Source organism: Streptomyces sp. DSM 42067 (genome assembly GCF_055792885.1).
Window position 1 is genome coordinate 4,698,144 of the sequence record NZ_CM147706.1, and the last position, 20,949, is coordinate 4,719,092.

The 20,949-nt window shown below is 69.5% G+C and carries 15 protein-coding genes; 6 read left to right on the forward strand and 9 right to left on the reverse strand.

The annotated features are described in order from the left end of the window. Nucleotides 1-307 precede the first annotated feature (307 nt). From ACSMXV_RS21570 to ACSMXV_RS21580, 3 genes are all read left to right on the forward strand, one after another. Nucleotides 308-856 (forward strand): RNA 2'-phosphotransferase, encoded by a 549-nt coding sequence (locus ACSMXV_RS21570; protein ID WP_473172971.1) that lies wholly within the window; start codon nt 308-310, stop codon nt 854-856. Nucleotides 857-1,091: 235 nt separating this feature from the next. Beyond that, on the forward strand, nt 1,092-2,006 hold the full coding sequence (locus tag ACSMXV_RS21575) for an LLM class flavin-dependent oxidoreductase (RefSeq protein WP_473172972.1): 915 nt from the start codon (nt 1,092-1,094) through the stop codon (nt 2,004-2,006). Nucleotides 2,007-2,073: 67 nt separating this feature from the next. Further along, on the forward strand, nt 2,074-2,958 hold the full coding sequence (locus ACSMXV_RS21580; protein ID WP_473172973.1) for an HAD hydrolase family protein: 885 nt from the start codon (nt 2,074-2,076) through the stop codon (nt 2,956-2,958). A 27-nt stretch (nt 2,959-2,985) separates the two neighbouring features. On the opposite strand, the gene ACSMXV_RS21585 is transcribed toward ACSMXV_RS21580, so the two are convergent. From ACSMXV_RS21585 to hisC, 6 genes are all read right to left on the reverse strand, one after another. Continuing rightward, the gene (locus ACSMXV_RS21585; RefSeq protein WP_473172974.1) at nt 2,986-4,053 is read right to left on the reverse strand and encodes a M23 family metallopeptidase; all 1,068 of its coding nucleotides are present in this window, start codon (nt 4,051-4,053) and stop codon (nt 2,986-2,988) included. A 142-nt stretch (nt 4,054-4,195) separates the two neighbouring features. Then, the gene (locus tag ACSMXV_RS21590) at nt 4,196-5,932 is read right to left on the reverse strand and encodes a sensor histidine kinase (RefSeq protein ID WP_473172975.1); all 1,737 of its coding nucleotides are present in this window, start codon (nt 5,930-5,932) and stop codon (nt 4,196-4,198) included. A gap of 92 nt (nt 5,933-6,024) precedes the next feature. Then, nucleotides 6,025-9,651, reverse strand: coding sequence for a thiol reductant ABC exporter subunit CydD (cydD, locus tag ACSMXV_RS21595; protein WP_473172976.1), 3,627 nt, complete (start codon nt 9,649-9,651; stop codon nt 6,025-6,027). A gap of 30 nt (nt 9,652-9,681) precedes the next feature. After that, complete coding sequence (cydB, locus tag ACSMXV_RS21600; RefSeq protein ID WP_473172977.1) at nt 9,682-10,683, reverse strand: cytochrome d ubiquinol oxidase subunit II; 1,002 nt, start codon at nt 10,681-10,683, stop codon at nt 9,682-9,684. A 21-nt stretch (nt 10,684-10,704) separates the two neighbouring features. Further along, nucleotides 10,705-12,210, reverse strand: a complete 1,506-nt coding sequence (locus ACSMXV_RS21605) for a cytochrome ubiquinol oxidase subunit I (RefSeq protein ID WP_473172978.1) — start codon at nt 12,208-12,210, stop codon at nt 10,705-10,707. Between the two features lie 299 nt (nt 12,211-12,509). Further along, on the reverse strand, nt 12,510-13,589 hold the full coding sequence (gene hisC / locus ACSMXV_RS21610) for a histidinol-phosphate transaminase (RefSeq protein ID WP_473172979.1): 1,080 nt from the start codon (nt 13,587-13,589) through the stop codon (nt 12,510-12,512). A gap of 423 nt (nt 13,590-14,012) precedes the next feature. Here hisC and ACSMXV_RS21615 point away from each other — a divergent pair, with 423 nt between their 5' ends. The 3 genes from ACSMXV_RS21615 (at nt 14,013) to ACSMXV_RS21625 (ending at nt 17,489) form a co-directional block, all read left to right on the forward strand. Further along, nucleotides 14,013-15,125 (forward strand): LacI family DNA-binding transcriptional regulator, encoded by a 1,113-nt coding sequence (locus ACSMXV_RS21615; protein WP_473172980.1) that lies wholly within the window; start codon nt 14,013-14,015, stop codon nt 15,123-15,125. A 242-nt stretch (nt 15,126-15,367) separates the two neighbouring features. Next, entirely contained in the window at nt 15,368-16,450 is a 1,083-nt protein-coding gene (locus ACSMXV_RS21620; RefSeq protein ID WP_473172981.1) for a metallophosphoesterase, read from the forward strand. Nucleotides 16,451-16,631: 181 nt separating this feature from the next. After that, nucleotides 16,632-17,489 carry a hypothetical protein gene (locus tag ACSMXV_RS21625; protein WP_473172982.1) on the forward strand — a complete coding sequence of 286 codons (858 nt, stop codon included), beginning with the start codon at nt 16,632-16,634 and terminating at the stop codon, nt 17,487-17,489. Between the two features lie 129 nt (nt 17,490-17,618). Here ACSMXV_RS21625 and ACSMXV_RS21630 read toward each other — a convergent pair whose 3' ends face one another. The 3 genes from ACSMXV_RS21630 to thiC form a co-directional block, all read right to left on the reverse strand. Next, nucleotides 17,619-17,747: a hypothetical protein gene (locus tag ACSMXV_RS21630; protein ID WP_473179238.1), complete on the reverse strand. Its 129-nt coding sequence runs from the start codon at nt 17,745-17,747 to the stop codon at nt 17,619-17,621. A gap of 41 nt (nt 17,748-17,788) precedes the next feature. Next, the gene (locus ACSMXV_RS21635; protein ID WP_473172983.1) at nt 17,789-18,526 is read right to left on the reverse strand and encodes a hypothetical protein; all 738 of its coding nucleotides are present in this window, start codon (nt 18,524-18,526) and stop codon (nt 17,789-17,791) included. Between the two features lie 138 nt (nt 18,527-18,664). Next, the gene (gene thiC, locus ACSMXV_RS21640) at nt 18,665-20,467 is read right to left on the reverse strand and encodes a phosphomethylpyrimidine synthase ThiC (RefSeq protein ID WP_473172984.1); all 1,803 of its coding nucleotides are present in this window, start codon (nt 20,465-20,467) and stop codon (nt 18,665-18,667) included. Between the last annotated feature and the right edge of the window lie 482 nt (nt 20,468-20,949).

Sequence of the window (20,949 nt, forward strand, 5' to 3'; positions counted from 1 at the left end):
GCCGCTCCGGCAGATCCGTTGACCAACGCTCAGGGACATCTGCTTGATTGGCTTGGCGTCGACCAACATCAACACCCCCGGCCACGTGAACAAGACATACGACTCAGTGATCTTGGGTCTCTCTATGGGCAAAGTATCCAAAACAGCTGTCAAGTTGCTCAAATCACCTGATTCCTCAGTCGGTTGTCCACAGAGTCTCCAATTTCCCCTGTGGATAACGCAGTTGCCTGTGGATCAAACATCCGACCCGAAAAGGGCGGGTCAAAACCGAGTGCGCGCCGGCGCGCCCGACGGGCACGCTGGCCGGATGGACGAAAGACGCACAGTGAAGGTGTCGAAGTACCTGGCGAAGCACCTGCGGCATCAGCCGGAGAGGATCGGGCTCACTCTCGACGAGGGCGGCTGGATCGAGATCGACACCCTGATCGCCGCTGCCGCCGCGCACGGCTTCCGCTTCACGCGGGACGAGCTCGACCATGTGGTCGCCGTCAACGACAAACGACGCTTCGCGATCGAGGGCACCCGGATCCGCGCCAGCCAGGGGCACTCCGTGGACGTCGACCTGGGGCTGCCCCAGGCGACCCCGCCCGCGTATCTCTTCCACGGCACCGTCGCCCGCCATCTGCCCGCGATCCGCGCCGAGGGCCTGCGGCCTATGAACCGCCACGACGTGCACCTCTCCGCCGACCGCGAGACCGCGACACGGGTAGGTGCGCGCCGCGGCCACCCCGTCGTGCTCTCCGTCGACGCGGGGGCCATGCACCGCGACGGACACGTGCTCCGCGTCAGCGCCAACGGCGTGTGGCTGACCGCGGCGGTACCCCCGGAGTACCTGCGGTTTCCGGCGCCGCACTGACGACCGAGGACCGACGATCGACAACCGACAACCGAACCAACCGACGACCGAACCGACCGAACCGACCGACGACCGAACCAAGCGACGACCGAACCGACCAAACCGACCGAACCGACCGACGATCGACGACCTGCATCGCTGCCCTGCCGGCGCCGGCCGCCTCCTCGACTGCCGTCCTGCTCCCGCACACGACGCGGGCAGCACTCACGCTCCGCGGCCGCTTACGCTCTGAGGCATGAGTCTGCGTCTGAGCACAGTGATCCTTCCGTACCGCCGATGGCACCAGGGCGCCCGCGCCACCTGGCAGCTTGCGGAGGAGCTGGGCTTCCACACCGCGTACACCTACGACCACCTCTCCTGGCGCACCTTCCGGGACGGGCCGTGGTTCGGCGCGGTGCCGACGCTGACCGCCGCCGCGGCCGTCACCGAGCGGCTGCGCCTGGGCACGCTCGTCACATCCCCGAACTTCCGGCACCCGGTGACACTCGCCAAGGACCTGATCTCGCTCGACGATGTGTCGAACGGCCGGATCACGCTCGGCGTCGGCGCGGGCGGCACGGGCTTCGACGCCACCGCCCTGGGCCAGGAGCCGTGGTCGCCGCGCGAGCGGGCGGACCGTTTCGCCGAATTCGTACAGCTCCTGGACACGCTGCTCACCGAGGACGGTACGGACGGCGTGTCGTACGACGGGGACTTCTACTCCGCGTCCGAGGCCCGCAACATACCGGGCTGCGTCCAGCGGCCCCGGCTGCCCTTCGCGGTGGCCGCCACCGGCCCGCGCGGACTGAAGCTCGCCGCGCGCCACGGCCAGGCATGGGTGACGACAGGTGACCCGAAGCTGTTCGAAACGGGCACCCCCGAGCAGTCGATTCAAGCCATTCGCGGCCAGGTCGAGAAGCTCGGCGCCGCCTGCGAGACGCTGGGCCGCGATGTCGCGGAACTCGACAAGATCCTGCTCACCGGGTTCACTCCGGACCGTCCGCTGGACTCCTTCGACGCCTTCGTGGACTTCGCGGGCAACCATGCGGCACTGGGCTTCACCGAGATCGTGATCCACTGGCCCATTCCGGACTCGGATTTCGCAGCCGACCAGAAGGTCTTCGAACGGATCGCGACGGAGGCCGTCCAGCAGCTCGACGGGCGCAGCTGAGGGAGACGAGACAGCCAGGGGCCAGAAGTACTCAGATGTGCGCCCCACCGCACGGCCGTGCTGGCATATGCGGGACACTGGGGTCGTGACCTCAGCGACCGCACGGCCCCGGACCCCGGCCTCCTCCGTACCGCCTCGGCTGATCGCCACAGACCTCGACGGCACCCTGCTGCGGGACGACAAATCCGTCTCCGAGCGCACCATCGCCGCTCTCGCCGCCGCCGAGGCCGCCGGGATCGAGGTCTTCTTCGTCACCGGCCGCCCCGCACGCTGGATGGACGTCGTCAGCGACCACGTCCACGGTCACGGCCTCGCCATCTGCGGCAATGGCGCGGCGGTGGTCGATCTGCACGGTGGCCCCGGCAGCCACCGCTTCGTCAAGATCCGCGCTCTCGAGCCGGCGAGCGCTCTCGACGTGGTGCACACGCTGCGCGCCGCCGCCCCCGGCACCTCGTTCGCCGTCGAGCGGACCGGCGGTCTGCACCACGAACCGACATATCCGCCCCTGCATCTGGACCCCGGCGAGAGCGTGGCCCCCGCCGAGAAGCTGCTGGCCGAGGACTCCGACGTGGCGGACCAGCCCGTGCTGAAGCTGCTCGCGCACCACCCGACGATGGCCCCGGACGAGTTCCTGACGCTGGCCCGTGCGCACGCGGCCGACAAGGCGGCGATCACGCGCTCCAGCCCGAGCGCCCTGTTGGAGATCAGCGGCCCCGGGGTCTCCAAGGCCAGCACGCTGGCCCTGTGCTGCGCGGAGCGCGGCATCACACCGCAGGAGGTCGTGGCCTTCGGCGACATGCCGAACGACGTGGAGATGCTCACCTGGGCGGGCACCTCGTACGCCATGGGGAACGCTCATCCGGACGTGGTCGCCGTCGCATCCGGCCACACGGTGGCCAACAACGAGGACGGCGTGGCGATCGTCATCGAGGGGATCCTGGCCAGGCTGTAGAGCCAGGCGTAGGGCACCGTTCGGCCCTCACGGCCGCATGCGCACTCCCCGCTCCTTCAGCCACCGCCTCGGATCCACCGCGGAGCCGTAGTCCGGGGTGAGCCGCACCTCGAAGTGCAGGTGCGGCCCGGTCGAGTTGCCGGTCGTGCCCGACTGCCCGACCCACTGCCCCGCCCGCACCCGCTGCCCCTCGGCGACGGTGACGCCGGCAAGGTGCGCGTACTGCGTGAAGTAGCCGCCGGAGTGCTGTACGACGACCTCGATGCCGAAGGCGCCGCCGCACGACACGTTCACCACCCGGCCTGCCCCGGCCGCGCGTACCGGAGTGCCGATGGGCACGGCGAAGTCCTGCCCGGTGTGCCGGTGCGCCCAGTGCGCACCGACGCTGTCGAAGCCGGCGGAGAGTCTGTACGACTTCACCGGCGCGACCCACGCGCGCGTGGTGCGCGTTTTCTGCTGCTTCAGCCGTGCGGCTTTGGGGCACTTGCCCGCCGCAGCCGACCGGTCGGCCTCACCCTGAAGCTTCCACAGCGCGCGTTCGAGCTTCTGCGCGATGCTCCGCTTCAACTCACCCATCTTGCTGTTCCGTTCGGCGAGGACGCGCCAGGCCTCGGCCGCCTTCTTCTCGTCGGCCGACAGCCGCGCCTCCGCTCTTTGGCTCTTCGAGACCGCGTTGTTGACAGCCAGATCCGCCTGCCAGACGGCCTGCTGGCCACGGATCAGATCCTCGGGGCTGTCCGCGAGCAGCAGCTGCGCGGTGCGCGGAAGGCCTCCACCCTCGCGGTACTGGGTGCGTGCGATGCGGCCGAGGTCTCCGTGCAGGACCGCGATGTCCCGCCGTTCCCGGGCGAGCAGCCTCTCGAGCTTGCGGACCCTGGCCTCCTGCGCCTTCGCCGCGCGCCGGGTCGTCTCGTACTGCTGGGCAGCCACGGACGCGTCCTCGTACAGCTGTGCCACCTCGGCCCCGGCGCTCAGGCCCCCCAAGGCACCCGTGCCGCCGGGGTCCGGCGATGCCGTGGCGGGCACGGCTGCGAGAGCGAGCGAGGCGCACAGCAGTACAGGCACGAGTTGCGGGCGACAGAAAGTTGGGCGCATGCGTCGGATCGTTGTCCGCACATACGGGGACATACCGGTGCAACGCGTACACGAGGGGGGACCGATGACCCGTACGGACCAGGCCCGTTCCGCCGAACAGGCCTCCGGCCACCCACTCGGCCCAAAGCCCCGGAAAGGCAGCTCAGCAGGCGGCCTGCCACACCAGCGTCGTGCCGCCCCCGTCCTCGCCGATGCCCGGCCCGTGCCAGCTGTCCCCGCCCAGCGACTGCGCCCGCCGTTTAAGGTTCTTCAGGCCGCTGCGGCGGCCGTCTTCCGGGATGCCGACGCCGTCGTCCGAGACGGTCAGGCGTACGCCCTGCCGCCCGTCCGGCAGCCTCACACCGGCATCGACGACGACCTCGATACGCGAGGCCCCGGCGTGCCGGAACGCGTTGGAGAGCGCCTCGCGCAGCGCCGCGATGAGGTTCTTGCCGGTCATCTCGCCGACCACCGCGTCGACGGGGCCGGTGAAGCGGTACGAGGGTGTGAAGCCGAGCGGCACGGCCGCCATGTTGATCTCGCGCAGCATGCGCGTGCGCAGGCTCGACGGAGCTTCGGCCGGGCCCTGCTGCAGGGCGAAGATCGCGGTGCGGATCTCCTGGATCGTGACGTCCAGTTCGTCGACCGCCTTGCTGACTCCGTCCTGTACCTCGGGCACGACGGACCTGCGCTGGGCGCTCTCCAGCATCATCCCGGTGGCGAACAGCCGCTGGATGACGAGGTCGTGCAGATCCCGGGCGATCCGGTCCCGGTCCTCGTACACCGCGAGCCGCTCCCGGTCGCGCTGCGCCTCCGCCATCATCAGCGCGAGGGCGGCCTGCGAGGCGAACTGGGTGGCCAGAGTCCGCTCCGACTCGGTGAACGGCCGGGCGCCACGCGCGCGTGGCGTGACAAGACCGCCCAGGACTCGGCCGCCACTCTGCAGCGGCAGCATCATCATGGGCCCGTAGTCGCGGGACAGATCGGTGATCAAGCGCGGGTCGGTGGCCGCGTCGTCCACGAACACGGCCTTGCCGTCCAGGAGTTCGGCGACGGCTCTGCTCTCCGGCGGGACGACCGCCCCCAGGAGGCCCGATGCGTGCTCCGAGGAGACAGCGACGATCTCCAGTCCGCCCTCGTCCGCGGGCAGCGACACGATCCCGGCCGCCGAGCCGGACAGCCGGCGGGCCTGTTCGGCGACGACCTGCAGCGCGTCCTCGGCATCGCCGCCCGACAGCAGCGCGGTGGTCACGGCGACAGAGCCGTCGATCCAGCGCTCGCGCTGCTTGGCGGCGTCGTAGAGCCGGGCGTTGCCGATCGCGATGCCCGCCTCGGTGGCGAGCACACGGACCATGTCGCGGTCGTGGACGCTGAACTCGCGCCCGCCGCGTTTCTCGGCCAGATAGAGGTTGCCGAAGATCTCCTCCTGGACGCGGACGGGAACGCCGAGGAAGGACCGCATCGGCGGATGGTGGGGCGGAAAGCCGTAGGAGCGCGGATCGGCGGTGAGATCCGCCAGCAGCACCGGCTCCGGCTGGTGGATGAGCGCGCCGAGCAGCCCTCTCTGCCCGTCGGGCAACCGGCCGATCAGCGAGGCCGTGACCTCGTCGACGCCGTAGTAGACGAAGTCCGCCAGCCCCTTGCCGTCCTCGTCGACGACGCCGAGAGCTGCGTAGCGGGCGTCCGCCAGGTGGGCGGCGGTCTCGCAGATGCGGTCCAGCGTGTTGTGCAGCTCCAGTCCTGTGCCGACGGACCGCATGGCCTCCAGCAGCTGCGGCAACCGTGCGGTCAGCTCCGGTGACAGCCCTTGCAGACTTCGGGCCGACGGTGCGGCGCCCCCGCCCGGCGTCGGCCCGCCGTGGGGATCCGGCGCTGGGCCGGGCGTGGCTGCTGCTGCCATGCCACGAGCCTAATTTGTACCTTTCGCGGCGGAAAGTCGGCAGCGCCCTCAGCGGCCGGCCTGTCAGTCGGCACGCCGTCACCAGACCGCCGTCAGCAGCCCGCCGTCACCAGCCCGTCCGTCGCGGCCTCCCGCTCGCGTATCCGGCGCAGCGGGCCGTCCACCGCGGCCAGCGCCGCGAACGCGCCGCGCTGCACCGGACGCCCCTGGTCCAGCACGATCACTTCGTCCACCGCCTCCAGACCGGCCAGCCGGTGGGTGATCAGCAGCGTCGTCCTGCCCTCCGTCGCGGCGAGGAGATCGGCGGTCAGCGCGTCGGCCGTCGGAAGGTCGAGGTGTTCGGCGGGCTCGTCCAGTACGAGGACGGGGAAGTCGGCGAGGAGCGCGCGGGCCAGCGCGAGCCGCTGCCGCTGCCCTCCGGACAGTCGGGCGCCGTGCTCGCCGACGAAGGTGTCCAGCCCGTCGGGCAGTGCGTCGGCCCAGTCGAGCAGTCGGACCCGCGCGAGGGCCTCGCGCAGCTCGGCCTCGGTCGCGTCCTTGCGGGCCAGCAGCAGGTTCTCCCGTACCGAGCTGTCGAAGAGATGCGCGTCCTGCGCGCACAGTCCGACGAAGCGCCGCACGGCGTCGCCGTCCATTGCGCAGGCGTCCGTACCGCCGAGCGTGTACGCACCCTCCCGCGGGTCGAGAAACCGCAGCAGCACCTGCGCCAGCGTCGTCTTACCGGATCCGGACGGCCCGACGACGGCGATCCTGCGTCCCTGCTCCAGGGTCAGGTCGAGGCCCGCGAGCGCGTCGCGGTGCTGACCGGGGTAGCGGGCGCGCAGCCCGGTGACGCGCAGCGGGAAGGGCGTCTCCGGCGCCTCCAGCGGCTGCTCCGGCTCCTGTACGGGCAGGGGAGCGTCCAGCACCTCGTGCACCCGCTCGGCGCTCTTCTGCACCCGCTGCCGGTACTGCACGGCCAGCGGAAGCCCGAGCACGGCCTCGAAGGCGGCCAGCGGGGTGAGCACGACGACCGCCAGCGCCACTCCGCTGAGCCGCCCCTCGTGGACGGCCTGGACGCCGGCAAGGGCGGTGGCTGTGACGGTCAGCCCGGAGGCCAGCGCGGACAGGCCGTTGCCGAGGGCGGTGGCGGTGGCCGCACGGGAGGCGATCCGCGTCAGCACGGTGTCGGCCCGCTTCGCCTCGGCGGTACGGGCGGGCAGCGCACCGGCGACGGTCAGTTCGGCCGTCCCGGCGAGTAGGTCTGTGACCCGTGTCGCGAGCACTCCGCGAGCGGGGGCGAGCCTGCGCTCCGCCCGCCGCGCGACGGCCCCGCTCACCAAGGGAACGCCGACCCCGGCCACCAGCAGGCCGATCGCGAGGGCGACGCCGGCCTCGGGCAGCAGCCACGCGGTGAAGCCGACGGAGAGGGCGCTGACGACGAGCGCCGCACCGGCCGGCAGCAGCCACCGCAGCCAGTAGTCCTGCAGCGCGTCCACGTCGGCGACCAGCCGTGACAGCAGGTCCCCGCGGCGCGCGTTCCGCAGGCCCGCGGGCGCGAGCCGCTCCAGACGGCGGTAGACCGCGACCCGGGTGTCGGCCAGCATCCGCAGCACGGCGTCGTGCGACACGAGCCGCTCGGCGTACCGGAAGACGGCCCGCCCGATGCCGAACGCGCGCGTGGCCGTCACCGCGACCATCAGGTACAGCACGGGTGGGTGCTGCGACGCTCGCGAGATCAGCCACCCGGAGGTGGCCATGAGCCCTACGGCACTCCCCAGCGCCAGACTGCCGAGCAGCAGGGCGAGTCCGAGCCCCCCGCGCCGGGCACCGGCGAGGGCGCGTACGCGGGCAAGCGCCCGGCCGGACCGGGCGACGCGCCCTTCTGCCGCGGCCTCCCCCGACGGCTCGGCTCCTCCCGTGTGAGCGTCCACCGCGGTGGGGCCGCGTGAGCCGTCAGGGCCGCTTCCGGAGGGCAGGTCGGCATCCGTACGGACCGTGCGGGCGGGGGAGACCAGGAGAGCGCCGGAGGCCGCCCCCGCTGGGCGAATCCCACGAGCACCGGGCGCCGCCCCCACAGCACGGATCCCGTCCTCGCCTCCCGCGGCCTCCAGTCGCACGATCCGATCAGTGACCGCGAGCAGCGCGGGCCGGTGGACCACCAGCAGCACCGTCCGCCCGACCGCCAACCGCCGTACCGCGTCCACCACTTCGGCCTCGGTCGCCCCGTCCAGCGAGGCGGTCGGCTCGTCAAGGAGCAGGACCGGCCGGTCGGCCAGGAAGGCGCGGGCCAGCGCGAGCCGCTGCCGCTGTCCGGCCGACAGCCCGGCACCGTCCTCGCCGAGCACCGTGTCCACCCCGTCCGGCAGCGCGGCCACGAAGTCGTACGCCCCCGCATCGCGCAAGGCACGCACAACCGCCTCGTCGTCGGCGTCGGGCCGCGCCAGCCGTACGTTCTCGGCGATCGATGCGGCGTACAGGTGCGGACGCTGCGGCACCCAGGCGATCCGCTCGTGCCATGCCTCCCGGGATATCTCCGAGAGGTCCGTGCCGCCGACGCACACCCGGCCCTCGGCGGGCTTCACGAAGCCCAGCAGCACGTTCAGCAACGTCGACTTGCCCACGCCGCTCGGCCCGACGAGCGCCACGGTCTCGCCCTCCGCAACCGAGAGCGAGGCATCGGCGACCGCCGCAGAGGACCGGCCCGTGTACCGGACCGTCACCCGCTCGAAGCTGATCGGCCCCTCCGGCACGGCACCCGCCCCGGTGGCCGGCACCGGCGTCTCGAGTACCTCGAAGATCTCCTCGGCGGCGGACAGCCCTTCTGCCGCCGCGTGGTACTGCGCGCCCACCTGCCGTACCGGGAGATACGCCTCGGGAGCGAGCACCAGGATCACCAGACCGATGTACAGATCCATCTCGCCGTGCACGAGCCGCATGCCGATGGTCACCGCCACCAGCGCAACGGAGATCGTCGCAAGCAGTTCCAGGGCGAACGACGACAGGAAGGCGATACGCAGCGTCCGCATCGTCGCCCGCCGGTACTCGTCCGTGATGCGCCGGATCGACTCGGCCTGCGCCTTGGCCCGCCCGAACACCTTCAGCGTGGGCAGCCCGGCGACCACATCAAGGAAGTGACCGGACAGCCGGGACAGCAGCCTCCATTGACGGTCCATATGGGACTGCGTGGCCCAGCCGATGAGCACCATGAAGACCGGGATCAGCGGTAGCGTGCCGACGATGATCGCCGCCGACACCCAGTCCTCGGTCACGATGCGCGCGAGCACCGCGACCGGCACCACCACGGCGAGCCCCAACTGCGGCAGATAGCGCGAGAAGTAGTCGTCGAGCGCATCCACGCCCCGCGTGGCGAGCGCGACCAAGGACCCGGTCCGCTGACCGCTGAGCCACCCCGGGCCGAGCTCACCCGCCCGCTCCAGCAACCTGCCGCGCAGCTCCGACTTGACCGCCGCACTCGCCCGGTGCGCGGCCAGCTCGGTCAGCCAGCCGACGATCCCGCGCCCCACCGCCACCGCCGCCAGCAACAGCAGCGGCGTTCGCAGATCGGCGGCGCCCAGGCCCTGCTGGAAGGCCCCGACCACCACCTCGGCGATGAGCATCGCCTGGGCGACGACCAGCCCAGCGCCGACGACCCCGAGGAGCACCACGGCGACGAGGAAGAGGCGAGTGGCCCGGGCGTACCTGAGCAGGCGCGGGTCGATCGGTTTCACGTGAAACACACCCTCCTGGTGTGACGACCCCTCACGGGGTCAGTGTGCGTCCGCGATGTGCTGCGTACCGATCCGCTTGCGGAACACCCAGTAGGTCCAGCCTTGGTAGAGCAGGACCAGCGGCGTCGCGATCGCCGCACACCAGGTGATGATCTTCAGGGTGTACGGAGCCGACGAGGCGTTGGTGACCGTGAGGCTCCAGTCCGCGTTGAGCGAGGACGGCATGACGTTGGGGAACAGCGCCAGGAACAGCATCGCGACGGCCGCGACGATCGTGACGCCCGACAGCGCGAACGACCAGCCCTCGCGCCCGGCACGGACCGCGCCGATCGCTCCGACCAGCGCTGCCACTGCCAGCACCATCGCCACGAGGCTTTCGCTGTTGCCCCGGTGGACCTGGGTCCAGAGCAGGAAGACGGCCACGAGAGCGACGGTCACAAGGCCGAGCCGCTGCGCAAGCTGCCCTGCCCGCTCCCGGATGTCCCCGACGGTCTTCAGCCCCGTGAACACCGCACCGTGGAAAGTGAACAGCGCCAGCGTCACCAGGCCGCCCAGAACCGCGTACGGGTTGAAGAGGTCCCAGAGGCTGCCGGCGTACTCCAGGTCCGCATCGATCTTCAGGCCGCGCACGATGTTGCCGAAGATCACGCCCCAGAGCACCGCCAGGACGAGAGAGGTCCAGAAGATCGCGTTCTCCCAGTTGCGCTGCCACCGCTCCTCGTCCCGCTTGTGCCGGTACTCGAAGGCGACCCCGCGCACGATCAGGCAGACCAGGATGACGAGCACCGGCAGATAGAAGCCGGAGAGGAGCGTCGCGTACCACTCGGGGAAGGCGGCGAAGGTCGCGCCGACCGCCGAGATCAGCCACACCTCGTTGCCGTCCCACACGGGCCCGATGGTGTTGATCAGCACCCGCTTCTCGGCCCTGTCGCGGGCCAGCAGCTTCGTCAGAATCCCCACCCCGAAGTCGAATCCCTCGAGGAAGAAGTAGCCGATCCAGAGGACGGCGATCAGTACGAACCAGACGTCGTGGAGTTCCATGCCTTGAGCGCTCCCTCGGCCTCAGTAGGAGAAGGCCATCGGCTTGTCGGCGTCACGGCTGTCGCCGCCGATCCTTGTGGGCGGGTTGAGGTCGGCCTCCGTGAGCTCGGGCGGTCCGGCCTTGACGTACTTCACGAGCAGCTTGACCTCGACGACGGCGAGCACCGCGTAGAGCAGCGTGAAGACGATCATCGAGGTGAGGATCTCGCCCTGCGACACACCGGGGGAGACCGCGTCTCGGGTCTGGAACAGGCCGTACACGACCCACGGCTGGCGTCCCATCTCGGTGAAGATCCAGCCCCAGGCGTTGGCGATCAGCGGAAAGGCCAGCGTCCAGACCGCGATGCGCCAGTACCAGGTGGTGAGCTTCGGGCCGAGCGGCTTCGCGAACGGCACCAGATGCGGCACTTCGTCATCGCCCACCCGCAGATGCCCCGGCAGCATGAACTTCTTGCGGCTCAGCCAGAGCCCGACGAGACCGATGGCGAACGACGCCATACCGAAGCCGATCATCCACCGGAAGCCCCAGTAGGCGACGGGGATGTTGGGCCGGTAGTCGCCGGGTCCGTACTTCTCCTGTTCGGCCTTGTTGACGTCGTTGATGCCGGGGACGTACGAGGTGAAGTCGCTCTTGGCCAGGAAGGACAGCAGTCCCGGAATCTCGATGGCGACCTTGTTGTGGCCCTCGTCCACGTCGCCGTACGCGAACACGGAGAAGGGCGCCGGGCCCTCGCCGTCCCAGAGCGCCTCTGCCGCGGCCATCTTCATCGGCTGCTGTTCGTACATGACCTTGCCGAGGAAGTCGCCGCTGACGGCGGTGAGCATTCCGCCGATGACGACGGTGACCAGCCCGAGGCGCAGCGAGGTCTTCATCTCGGATATGTGCTTCTTGCGCAGCAGATGGAAGGCCGCGATGCCGACCATGAAGGCGCCGCCCGTGAGGAAGGCCGCCGACAGCGAGTGGAACACCTGCGTGAGGGCGGTGTTCTGGGTGAGCACGACCCAGAAGTCCGTCAGCTCGGCACGGCCGGTGGACTCGTTGATCTTGTATCCGACCGGGTGCTGCATCCAGGAGTTGGCCGCGAGGATGAAGTACGCCGACAGGATCGTGCCGATCGAGACCATCCAGATGCACGCGAGATGGATCTTCTTCGGCAGCTTGTCCCAACCGAAGATCCACAACCCGATGAAGGTCGACTCGAAGAAGAACGCGATGAGCGCCTCGAAGGCGAGCGGGGCGCCGAAGACGTCACCGACGAAGCGTGAGTAGTCGGACCAGTTCATGCCGAACTGGAACTCCTGCACGATGCCGGTCACGACACCCATGGCGATATTGATCAGGAAGAGCTTGCCCCAGAACTTGGTGGCCCTGAGGTACTTCTCCTTCTCCGTCCGCACCCAGGCGGTCTGCAGACCCGCCGTGAGCGCCGCGAGCGAGATCGTCAGCGGGACGAAGAGAAAGTGGTAGACGGTGGTGATGCCGAACTGCCATCGCGCCAGGGTCTCCGGCGCCAGAGCGAGATCCACCTCGACTTCTCCTTACGTGCCGTGGTGACAGCGGCAGTCTGACCCTTTGATCACGCCCATAACGGGAGCAACCAGGCAGGCTTGTGAAAGCGTTCACATTCACAAGCATTATGGCCTACCGTCATACAGCGCAGGCAGGGGGGTGCCCTTACTGCGGGGAACTGCCTCCGAGCTGGGAAAAGGAGCCTGGAGCCCCCGCGGCGGACGCAGGCAGGGGGCCCAAGGGAGAAGAGCCTCGTGCAGCGGGGCGCGGCCGCGGCCCGGTGGCGCCCCGCTGCTGACCTGGACGCGGACGCCGCTCAGTGATCCTTGCGGAACGCCCCCGCCGTGTGCACGAAGATGTCGTTCGCCTCGGTCTCGCCGATCGTGACCCGCACACCCTCGCCCGGGAACGGCCGCACGACCACGCCGGCCTGCTCGCACGCCGCCGCGAAGTCGGCCGTACGCTCCCCCAGCCGCAGCCATACGAAATTCGCCTGCGTCTCGGGCACCACCCAGTCCTGCGCCCGCAACGCCTCGACCACGCGATTGCGCTCGCAGACGATGCAGCCCACCCGGCCCAGCAGCTCGTCCTCGGCGCGCAGACTCGCCACGGCCGCCTCCTGTGCGAGCTGGCTCACACCGAACGGGACCGCCGTCTTGCGCAGCGCGTCCGCCACAGGCTCGTGCGCGATGGCGAAACCGACCCGCAGCCCGGCCAGACCGTACGCCTTGGAGAACGTGCGCAGCACGCACACGTTCGGCCGCTGCCGGTAGATCTCGACGCCGTCCGGCACCTCGGGATCACGGATGAACTCGCGGTACGCCTCGTCCAGCACCACCAGCACGTTGCTCGGTACCCGGTCGAGGAAGCGCTCGAGCTCGGCCCGGCGCACCACCGTCCCGGTCGGGTTGTTCGGGTTGCAGACGAAGATCAGCCGCGTCCGCTCGGTGACGGCGTCCGCCATCGCGTCGAGGTCGTGCACCTCGCCCTCCGTCAGCGGTACCTGCACCGGCGTCGCACCGCTGATCCGCGTGATGATCGGGTACGCCTCGAAGGACCGCCAGGCGTAGATCACCTCGTCGCCGGGGCCGGAGGTGGCCTGCAGCAGCTGCTGCGCGACACCGACCGAGCCCGTGCCGGTGGCCAGATGCGACAGGGGCACGCCGAACCGGTCGGCCAGTTCGTTCATCAGGCCCGTGCACGCCATGTCCGGGTAGCGGTTGAAGGACCCGGCCGCGGCGATCGCCGTCTCCATCACGCCAGGCAGCGGCGGATAGGGGTTCTCGTTGGAGGACAGCTTGTATGCCACGGGTCCGCCGACCGCGGCGGGCTTGCCCGGCTTGTACGTGGGGATACCCTCCAGCTCGGCACGCAGCCTCGGGCTCGTCTCGCTCACCGCAGTCCTCCTCGTCACACCCAGGTTCGAATACTCCTCACCCTATGAGGATTCGGCGCCCTTGCGAATGGTGGGCGACAGCCCGCGGTCTTGGACCTTCCGTGCGCATCAAACCCCCGGTCAAGGGCGTACGGACAGGGCGTCATCGGGCTCGCGAGAGGGACGGGGGCGCGCGCAACACAGCGCGCGCCTCCTGTACGCGCCGTGGCGCGCATCCCCCGTCAAGGTGAGTTGAGACCGCATCGCAACATCTACCATTTGGCAGGTCCAATGGCCCCGGCGGATGATGTACTTCTGTCGAATCGTTCACTCTCCTTTCGTTCTAAGGCAACTGACCCATCGTCGCCATGCAGAAACGTGCCTGTTGGACGGCGCATATGCTCCCGCGCTACCCCACCGAATGAGCCCTACTATCGGCTCGCCATGACAGCAGCAGGGAAGCACCAGGTGAGCCGCGCGGAGACCCCCCGTCGAGGCAGCCGGACGAGCAGAGCAGGCATCAGGGATGTCGCCGCCGCCGCCGGTGTCTCCATCACGACCGTCTCCGACGCGCTGAACGGCAAGGGCCGACTACCGGACGCCACACGCCGCCATGTCCGCGAGGTCGCAGACCGGCTGGGTTATCGCCCCTCCGCCGCGGCCCGCACGCTCCGTACCGGAAAGTCGGGCCTCATCGGCCTGACGGTGACGACGTACGGAGACGAGCCCTTCACCTTCACGGAGTTCGCGTACTTCGCGGAGATGGCGAGAGCCGCGACCTCAGCCGCGCTCGCCCGTGGCTATGCGCTGGTCATCCTCCCCGCCACCTCCCGGCACGACGTCTGGTCGAACGTCGCGCTCGACGGGACCGTCGTCATCGACCCGTCCGACCACGACCCGGTCGTCAGCGAACTGGTGCGCCAGGGTCTGCCCGTCGTCTCCGACGGACGCCCGGCCGGCTCCCTGCCGGTGACCGCCTGGGTGGACAACGACCACGAGGCCGCGGTCCTCGGCATCCTCGACCATCTCGCCGCCGCCGGAGCCCGCCGCATCGGGCTGCTCACCGGCACCAGCACCGACACATACACCAACCTGTCCACGACCGCATACCTGAACTGGTGCGAACGAGTCGGTCAGGACCCCGTGTACGAGGCCTACCCCGCCCATGACCCGTGCGCCGGAGCGGTCGCCGCCGACCGGCTGCTCGCCCGGCCCGACCGGCCGGACGCCGTCTACGGGCTCTTCGACCCCAACGGAACCGATCTGCTGGCAGCGGCCCGCCGGTACGGCCTGCGCGTACCCGACGATCTGCTGCTGGTGTGCTGCAGCGAGTCGTCCGTCTACGCCAACACGGAACCGCCCATCACCACGCTCTCCCTCAAGCCGCGCCGCATCGGCACCGCAGTGGTGCAACTCCTCATCGACGCCATCGAAGGCGTCGAGTCGGACCAACCGGTCGAACAGGTGATACCGACAGAACTCATCGTGCGGACCTCCTCCCAGCGACGGCAGGCACGCCCCATCGTCAGCCCACCCCGCTCCCCCGGCCCGGGATAGATCAGGGCGGAGCACGGTACGGGCAGGTGAACGGGAAACGTTCGGCTGCCATGGCCTGCAGGGAAACCCCTGCCCAATTCGGGAGAAAACTTCGGTGAACCGGGGTACTAAGCCGATTCACCACCCCTGGGTCATCACACAGAACGAGCCGCATTCCTATGATGGGCGGACGACACCGCGGGCAGCTGCGACCAGGCAGTCCGAACCGGTGCAGATGCGGCGCAATGGTGGTGGAGGGGTCGATGACTCAGGGGGCCGGTCAGGGACCCGAGGTGCGGACGGCGACGCTGCGCGACTTCCGCGTTCCGGCGTACGTCCACGAGACCGGTCCGTATGCGCACAATGCCGCCCCGACCGGGCAGCACACCGGCGTGGCCACAGGCACCGCTGAGCCCGAGGGCTACACACCGACCCAGCGCGATCTCCCGGTGATCAACCAGGGAGACACCCTCCAGGTGCCGCTCGCACCGGAGCAGGCGGCCGACCCGAACACCCCCGAAGGTCTCGGCCCCCTCTACGTCGTGGGCGACGTCCACGGCTACCTCGACCAGCTGGTCGCGGCGCTCCAGGACAAGGGCCTCATCGACGCCGAGGGCAACTGGTCCGCGGGCAACACACGGCTGTGGTTCCTCGGCGACTTCACCGACCGCGGGCCCGACGGTGTCGGCGTCATCGACCTCGTGATGCGGCTGTCCGCCGAGGCCGCGGCCGCCGGCGGCTACTGCAAGGCCCTCATGGGCAACCACGAACTGCTGCTGCTCGGCGCCAAACGCTTCGGCGACACCCCGGTCAACTCGGGTGCGGGCACCGCCACTTTCCAGGCCGCCTGGCTGCTCAACGGCGGCCAGAAGACCGACATGGAACGCCTCCAGGACCACCATCTGCAGTGGATGGCCCGCCTCGACGCGATGGAAGAGGCGGACGGCCATCTCCTGGTGCACTCCGACACCACCGCCTACCTCGAGTACGGCGACTCCATCGAAGCGGTCAACGACACGGTCCGCGAAACCCTCACCCGCAACGACGCCGACGAATGCTGGGACCTCTTCCGCAAGTTCACCAAGCGGTTCGCCTTCCGAGACGACGAAACAGGCGCCGGCGCCGTGCGTGAACTTCTCGACACCTACGGCGGCACCCGCATCGTGCACGGCCACAGCCCCATTCCGTACCTCCTCGGCGAGGTCGGCTCGGAGGATGGCGAAACCGGCACGGGGCCGCTCGTCGAGGGACCGCACGTCTACGCCGGCGGGCTGGCCATCGCCATGGACGGCGGCGTGACCATGGCCGGAAAACTGCTGGTCTGCCAACTCCCCCTGGATGAATGACCGTTTGCCGGGCAGGCGTCCGGCAACGGCGGCAGCTCTGGCCACGGGCCCAATTTCCGGAAACCCCCTGTCACCACCAGCCGTGGCCGCTCTACCATCGGTTTATCCGTAGCAGGCTCCCCTCCGTTTCTGCCACGGCTCGCAAGCCTGCGAGCTCCCAAGCCCTACGGAGCATCGGGGGATGCACATGAACAGCGCTCCGCACCTGCTGAATGAGGACCGCCAGGAGTACGAGCGGATCCTCGATGAGGCGCTGCGCTCCGCACCACACCGCCCTGATCTGGCCGCCATGGGCCGTCAGCTCAACGCAGAGCAGCTGCGCACCATGGCGCTCAATGCCACGGCGCTGATCACGGCGGCCGCCGCAACCGAGTACCAGCACTATGTGAAGATCCGTGACGAGCTCCGCGAGCCCGCGCGGCCCAGCACGCCCGTACGCGACGAGGCAAGCCGCACGGAGTCCGGCTCGGGCGCCGTGGGGCTCGCCACCACCACGGGCGAGGTCACCGAGCCCGCCGGTGCCGGCGTGATCGCCGTCGTCGCCGTGCTCAGCCCGGTCCTCGCCGGAACCGCAGCCGTGATCTTCCTGCTCGTCGGCTACATCCTGAAGGCGCTCGACCCCCGGGAGACGTTCGCAGGGACCCTCCTGACGACCGGATGGGTGTTCACCGCGATCACGGCGGCCGCCATCCTGGTCGCCGCGGTGGGTCTGCTGCTCACCGCCCTGCGCAACGGCTCCACGTCACTCCAGGCCGACGAGTACAACGAGCACAGCGAGGCGGTCGACGAGGCCAGGGAAGCCTGGCACGAGGCGCTTCTGGAGCGCGGCATACTGCCGTTCCTCCGGGACGCTCTGTCCGGCCCCGGCCCGACACCGCCGAGCCGCCCCACGCCGACCAGCCGGATCCCTCAACTCGGCTACAACCGCCCTGGCTTCAGCAGCCCGGACGGCGGACCCGCAGCCGGCCCGCGCCCCAGCTACTCCAGCCCGGACTTCACAAGCCCGGACTTCGGAGGACCGGAGCACAAGCCGGAGTGAGCCCGGCCGAAGCGAGCCGAGCCGACGAGGCCGGGCGCCGGCCATGTCCGCCGACGCCCGTCACGACCGATGACGGCGGAGCCACGTGGGCCTCTCGAGATACGAATGAGAGGCCCACGCGGCCACCGCTCAGTCGGCAATCGGCAGATACACCCGACTGCCGGCCGCCGCAAACTCCTTGGACTTCTGTTCCATGCCCGCGTCGATCTCGCTCTTCGTACTGCCGTGTTCGCGGCGGATGTCCTGCGAGATCTTCATCGACGACAGGATCGGGCCGGAGTCAATCTGGCGGGCCTCTGCTACCGATGGCGCACCCACACGTTCGGTTCCACGAGTTCGCCGCGGTCAGCCGCACGATCAATGCGCACCGGGGCAAGCGCGCCTGGGACAACGTAGGCGCCAGAAGCAGGAAGCTCGAATCCAGCCCACTCCTCCCACTGCGCGACGGAGCCAGTCATCACCATCGAGCGTTCGGCGGGACACAGAAGGCGAGCGCCCATCCGATGGTGCGTACGAAGCCAAGGATCGAAGGGAGTGCCATCCGCACGTTGCCAGGTCATGAACTGGGACATCGGCGTGAGGGCGTAGCGCGCCTTCGACGCGGGACGCACCGGCGCGATCACCTGCGTCAGTCCCGCTCGTTCGCCGGCAGATGCGAGTGCTCGAAGCACCTCGGCAGCCAGCCCCCGCCCCTGAAGATCCTCCCGGACCTGGGCCGCGGCAATCACCAGGGTATTGGCCTCTCCCGCCTCCTCGTGCAGCCTCACCGACCGCACCAACGCATCGTCATAACCAGCGGGCAGATCATCGAGCGTGCCATCCCAGCACACCGGAACTCCCCAGCCGCCCGCAGCGATCCGATTCGCCCCGTCCACCAGGAGCAGACTCAGCTCGCCGAACCACTCCCGGACCCTGCCCATATGCCGGTCAGCGACAGGGTCATGAAAGATGAACTCGGGCCAACCCGCGCTGAAGACCTCATCAGCCTGCTCATGCAGATCGTGCCGATCATTGAAGACAGCCGTTGTCAGGTCCACAGCGGCGGAGCCTACGCCGGTCACCCGGCCCGACAAACGGGTTTGTTGCTCCGGTACTCGTCCCCAGTGACAAACGCCCGTCCGCTCCTCCGACCTGCCCGAGGGCACCCGGAGGAGCGAACCGTCGGAACGTGATCCTTAGTCCGCGATCGGCAGATACACGCGGCTGCCCGCCTCCGCGAACTCCTTCGACTTCTGCAGCATCCCCTCCGCGATCTCCTCGGCCGACGCTCCCTCAGCCGCCGCACCACCGAACCGCTCTGTGATGCTTTGGCTAATCTTCATCGAGCAGAACTTCGGGCCGCACATCGAGCAGAAGTGCGCGGTCTTCGCCGGCTCGGCCGGAAGCGTCTCGTCGTGGAACTCCCGGGCCGTGTCCGGGTCGAGGGCCAGGTTGAACTGGTCCTCCCAGCGGAACTCGAAGCGGGCGTCCGACAGGGCGTCGTCCCACTCCTGGGCGCCCGGGTGCCCCTTGGCGAGGTCGGCTGCGTGGGCGGCGATCTTGTAGGTGATGACGCCGGTCTTGACGTCGTCACGGTTGGGCAGGCCCAGGTGCTCCTTAGGCGTGACGTAGCAGAGCATCGCCGTGCCCCACCAGGCGATCATCGCGGCACCGATGCCGGAGGTGATGTGGTCGTACGCCGGCGCGACGTCCGTCGTCAGCGGGCCGAGCGTATAGAACGGAGCTTCATCGCAGATCTCCTGCTGAAGGTCGATGTTCTCCTTGATCTTGTGCATCGGGACATGTCCCGGGCCCTCGATCATGGTCTGGACGTTGAAACGCTTCGCGATCCGGTTCAGTTCCCCGAGAGTCCTGAGCTCGGCGAACTGCGCCTCGTCGTTGGCGTCCGCGATCGACCCGGGCCGCAGACCGTCGCCCAGCGAGTACGTCACGTCGTAGGCCGCGAGGATCTCGCAGAGCTCCTCGAAATTCTCGTAGAGGAAGCTCTCCTTGTGGTGCGCGAGGCACCAGGCGGCCATGATCGAGCCGCCGCGGGAGACGATGCCGGTCTTGCGGTTGGCGGTCAGCGGTACGTAGGGCAGGCGCACGCCCGCGTGGACGGTCATGTAGTCCACGCCCTGCTCGGCCTGCTCGATGACCGTGTCCTTGTAGATCTCCCAGGTCAGCTCCTCGGCCTTGCCGTCGACCTTCTCGAGGGCCTGGTAGAGGGGGACCGTGCCGATCGGGACGGGGGAGTTGCGGAGCACCCACTCGCGCGTGGTGTGGATGTTGCGGCCGGTGGAGAGGTCCATGACCGTGTCCGCGCCCCAGCGGGTCGCCCAGGTCATCTTCTCCACCTCCTCCTCGATTGAGGAGGTCACGGCGGAGTTGCCGATGTTGGCGTTGACCTTCACCAGGAACCGCTTGCCGATGATCATCGGCTCGATCTCCGGGTGGTTGACGTTGGCGGGCAGAACCGCGCGTCCGGCGGCGATCTCCTCGCGTACGACCTCGGGGTCGACGTTCTCGCGGATCGCCACGAACTCCATCTCGGGCGTGATCTCGCCGCGGCGTGCGTACGCGAGTTGCGTCACGGCCTGGCCGGTGCGGCTCCTGCGCGGCTGGCGCGGCCGTCCGGGGAAGACGGCGTCCAGGTTGCGCAGTCCGCCGCGCGGCGATGTGTGCTTGATTCCGTCGTCCTCGGGGCGGACCGGGCGGCCCGCGTACTCTTCGGTGTCTCCGCGGGCGGTGATCCAGTTCTCGCGGAGGGGCGGCAGGCCCCTGCGGACGTCGGTGGTGGCGGACGGATCGGTGTACGGCCCGGACGTGTCGTACAGCGTGACGGACTGCCCGTTGGTGAGGTGCACCAGACGGACCGGCACGCGCAGGTCGGGGCGTGAACCCTCGACGTGCGCCTTGTGCCAGCCGATGGACTTCCCGGACTCGCCCTGCTGGCCGCTCTGGCCGGAGGCAGGCGTGCGTGCGTCCTTCATGGTCATGAGACCTACTCCCTACGCCGGCATTACCCGGTAACAGGTTCAGCGGTCGACGCAGCGGTTTCCGTCTGCCGATGTTTCATGTGAAACATCGCGATGACGGAGGTCAGCGCCCTCTCAGCCCGGTGCTCCGAGCTCCCGCGATTACAAAAGTGCCTCCACGCTAGCGTCATGTCTGGCGAGCTGAACAGAGGACCCCCGTCGTTCTTGCGATGATCTGAACGTGAGCCCCATGCAGCAGCCCCCGCAGCCGCCCTCTGAACCGCCGCACGGACGAGGCCGGCCAGGGCCTCCATACGGAGGCCCTCCGTCGGGGCCTCCGTACGGGGGTGGCCCGCCCGGACCTCCGTACGGCCAAGGCCCGTCCGGCGCGCCCGGAGACCGCCCCACCGACTCGGAGAGCGGGCACGGGCCCGGACATGGGCAAGGGCAGGGGGCCGGACACGGGCAGGGGCAGGGGCAGGGGGCCGGACACGGACACGGGC

Bases quoted from the DNA above. Each gene is read 5' to 3' on its own strand.
- ACSMXV_RS21570 (WP_473172971.1), top strand. From the start codon at position 308: ATGGACGAAAGACGCACAGTGAAGGTGTCGAAGTACCTGGCGAAGCAC.
- ACSMXV_RS21575 (WP_473172972.1), top strand. From the start codon at position 1,092: ATGAGTCTGCGTCTGAGCACAGTGATCCTTCCGTACCGCCGATGGCAC.
- ACSMXV_RS21580 (WP_473172973.1), top strand. From the start codon at position 2,074: ATGCGGGACACTGGGGTCGTGACCTCAGCGACCGCACGGCCCCGGACC.
- ACSMXV_RS21585 (WP_473172974.1), bottom strand. From the start codon at position 4,053: ATGCGCCCAACTTTCTGTCGCCCGCAACTCGTGCCTGTACTGCTGTGC.
- ACSMXV_RS21590 (WP_473172975.1), bottom strand. From the start codon at position 5,932: ATGGCAGCAGCAGCCACGCCCGGCCCAGCGCCGGATCCCCACGGCGGG.
- cydB (WP_473172977.1), bottom strand. From the start codon at position 10,683: ATGGAACTCCACGACGTCTGGTTCGTACTGATCGCCGTCCTCTGGATC.
- ACSMXV_RS21615 (WP_473172980.1), top strand. From the start codon at position 14,013: ATGACAGCAGCAGGGAAGCACCAGGTGAGCCGCGCGGAGACCCCCCGT.
- ACSMXV_RS21620 (WP_473172981.1), top strand. From the start codon at position 15,368: ATGACTCAGGGGGCCGGTCAGGGACCCGAGGTGCGGACGGCGACGCTG.
- ACSMXV_RS21625 (WP_473172982.1), top strand. From the start codon at position 16,632: ATGCACATGAACAGCGCTCCGCACCTGCTGAATGAGGACCGCCAGGAG.
- ACSMXV_RS21630 (WP_473179238.1), bottom strand. From the start codon at position 17,747: ATGAAGATCTCGCAGGACATCCGCCGCGAACACGGCAGTACGAAGAGC.
- thiC (WP_473172984.1), bottom strand. From the start codon at position 20,467: ATGACCATGAAGGACGCACGCACGCCTGCCTCCGGCCAGAGCGGCCAG.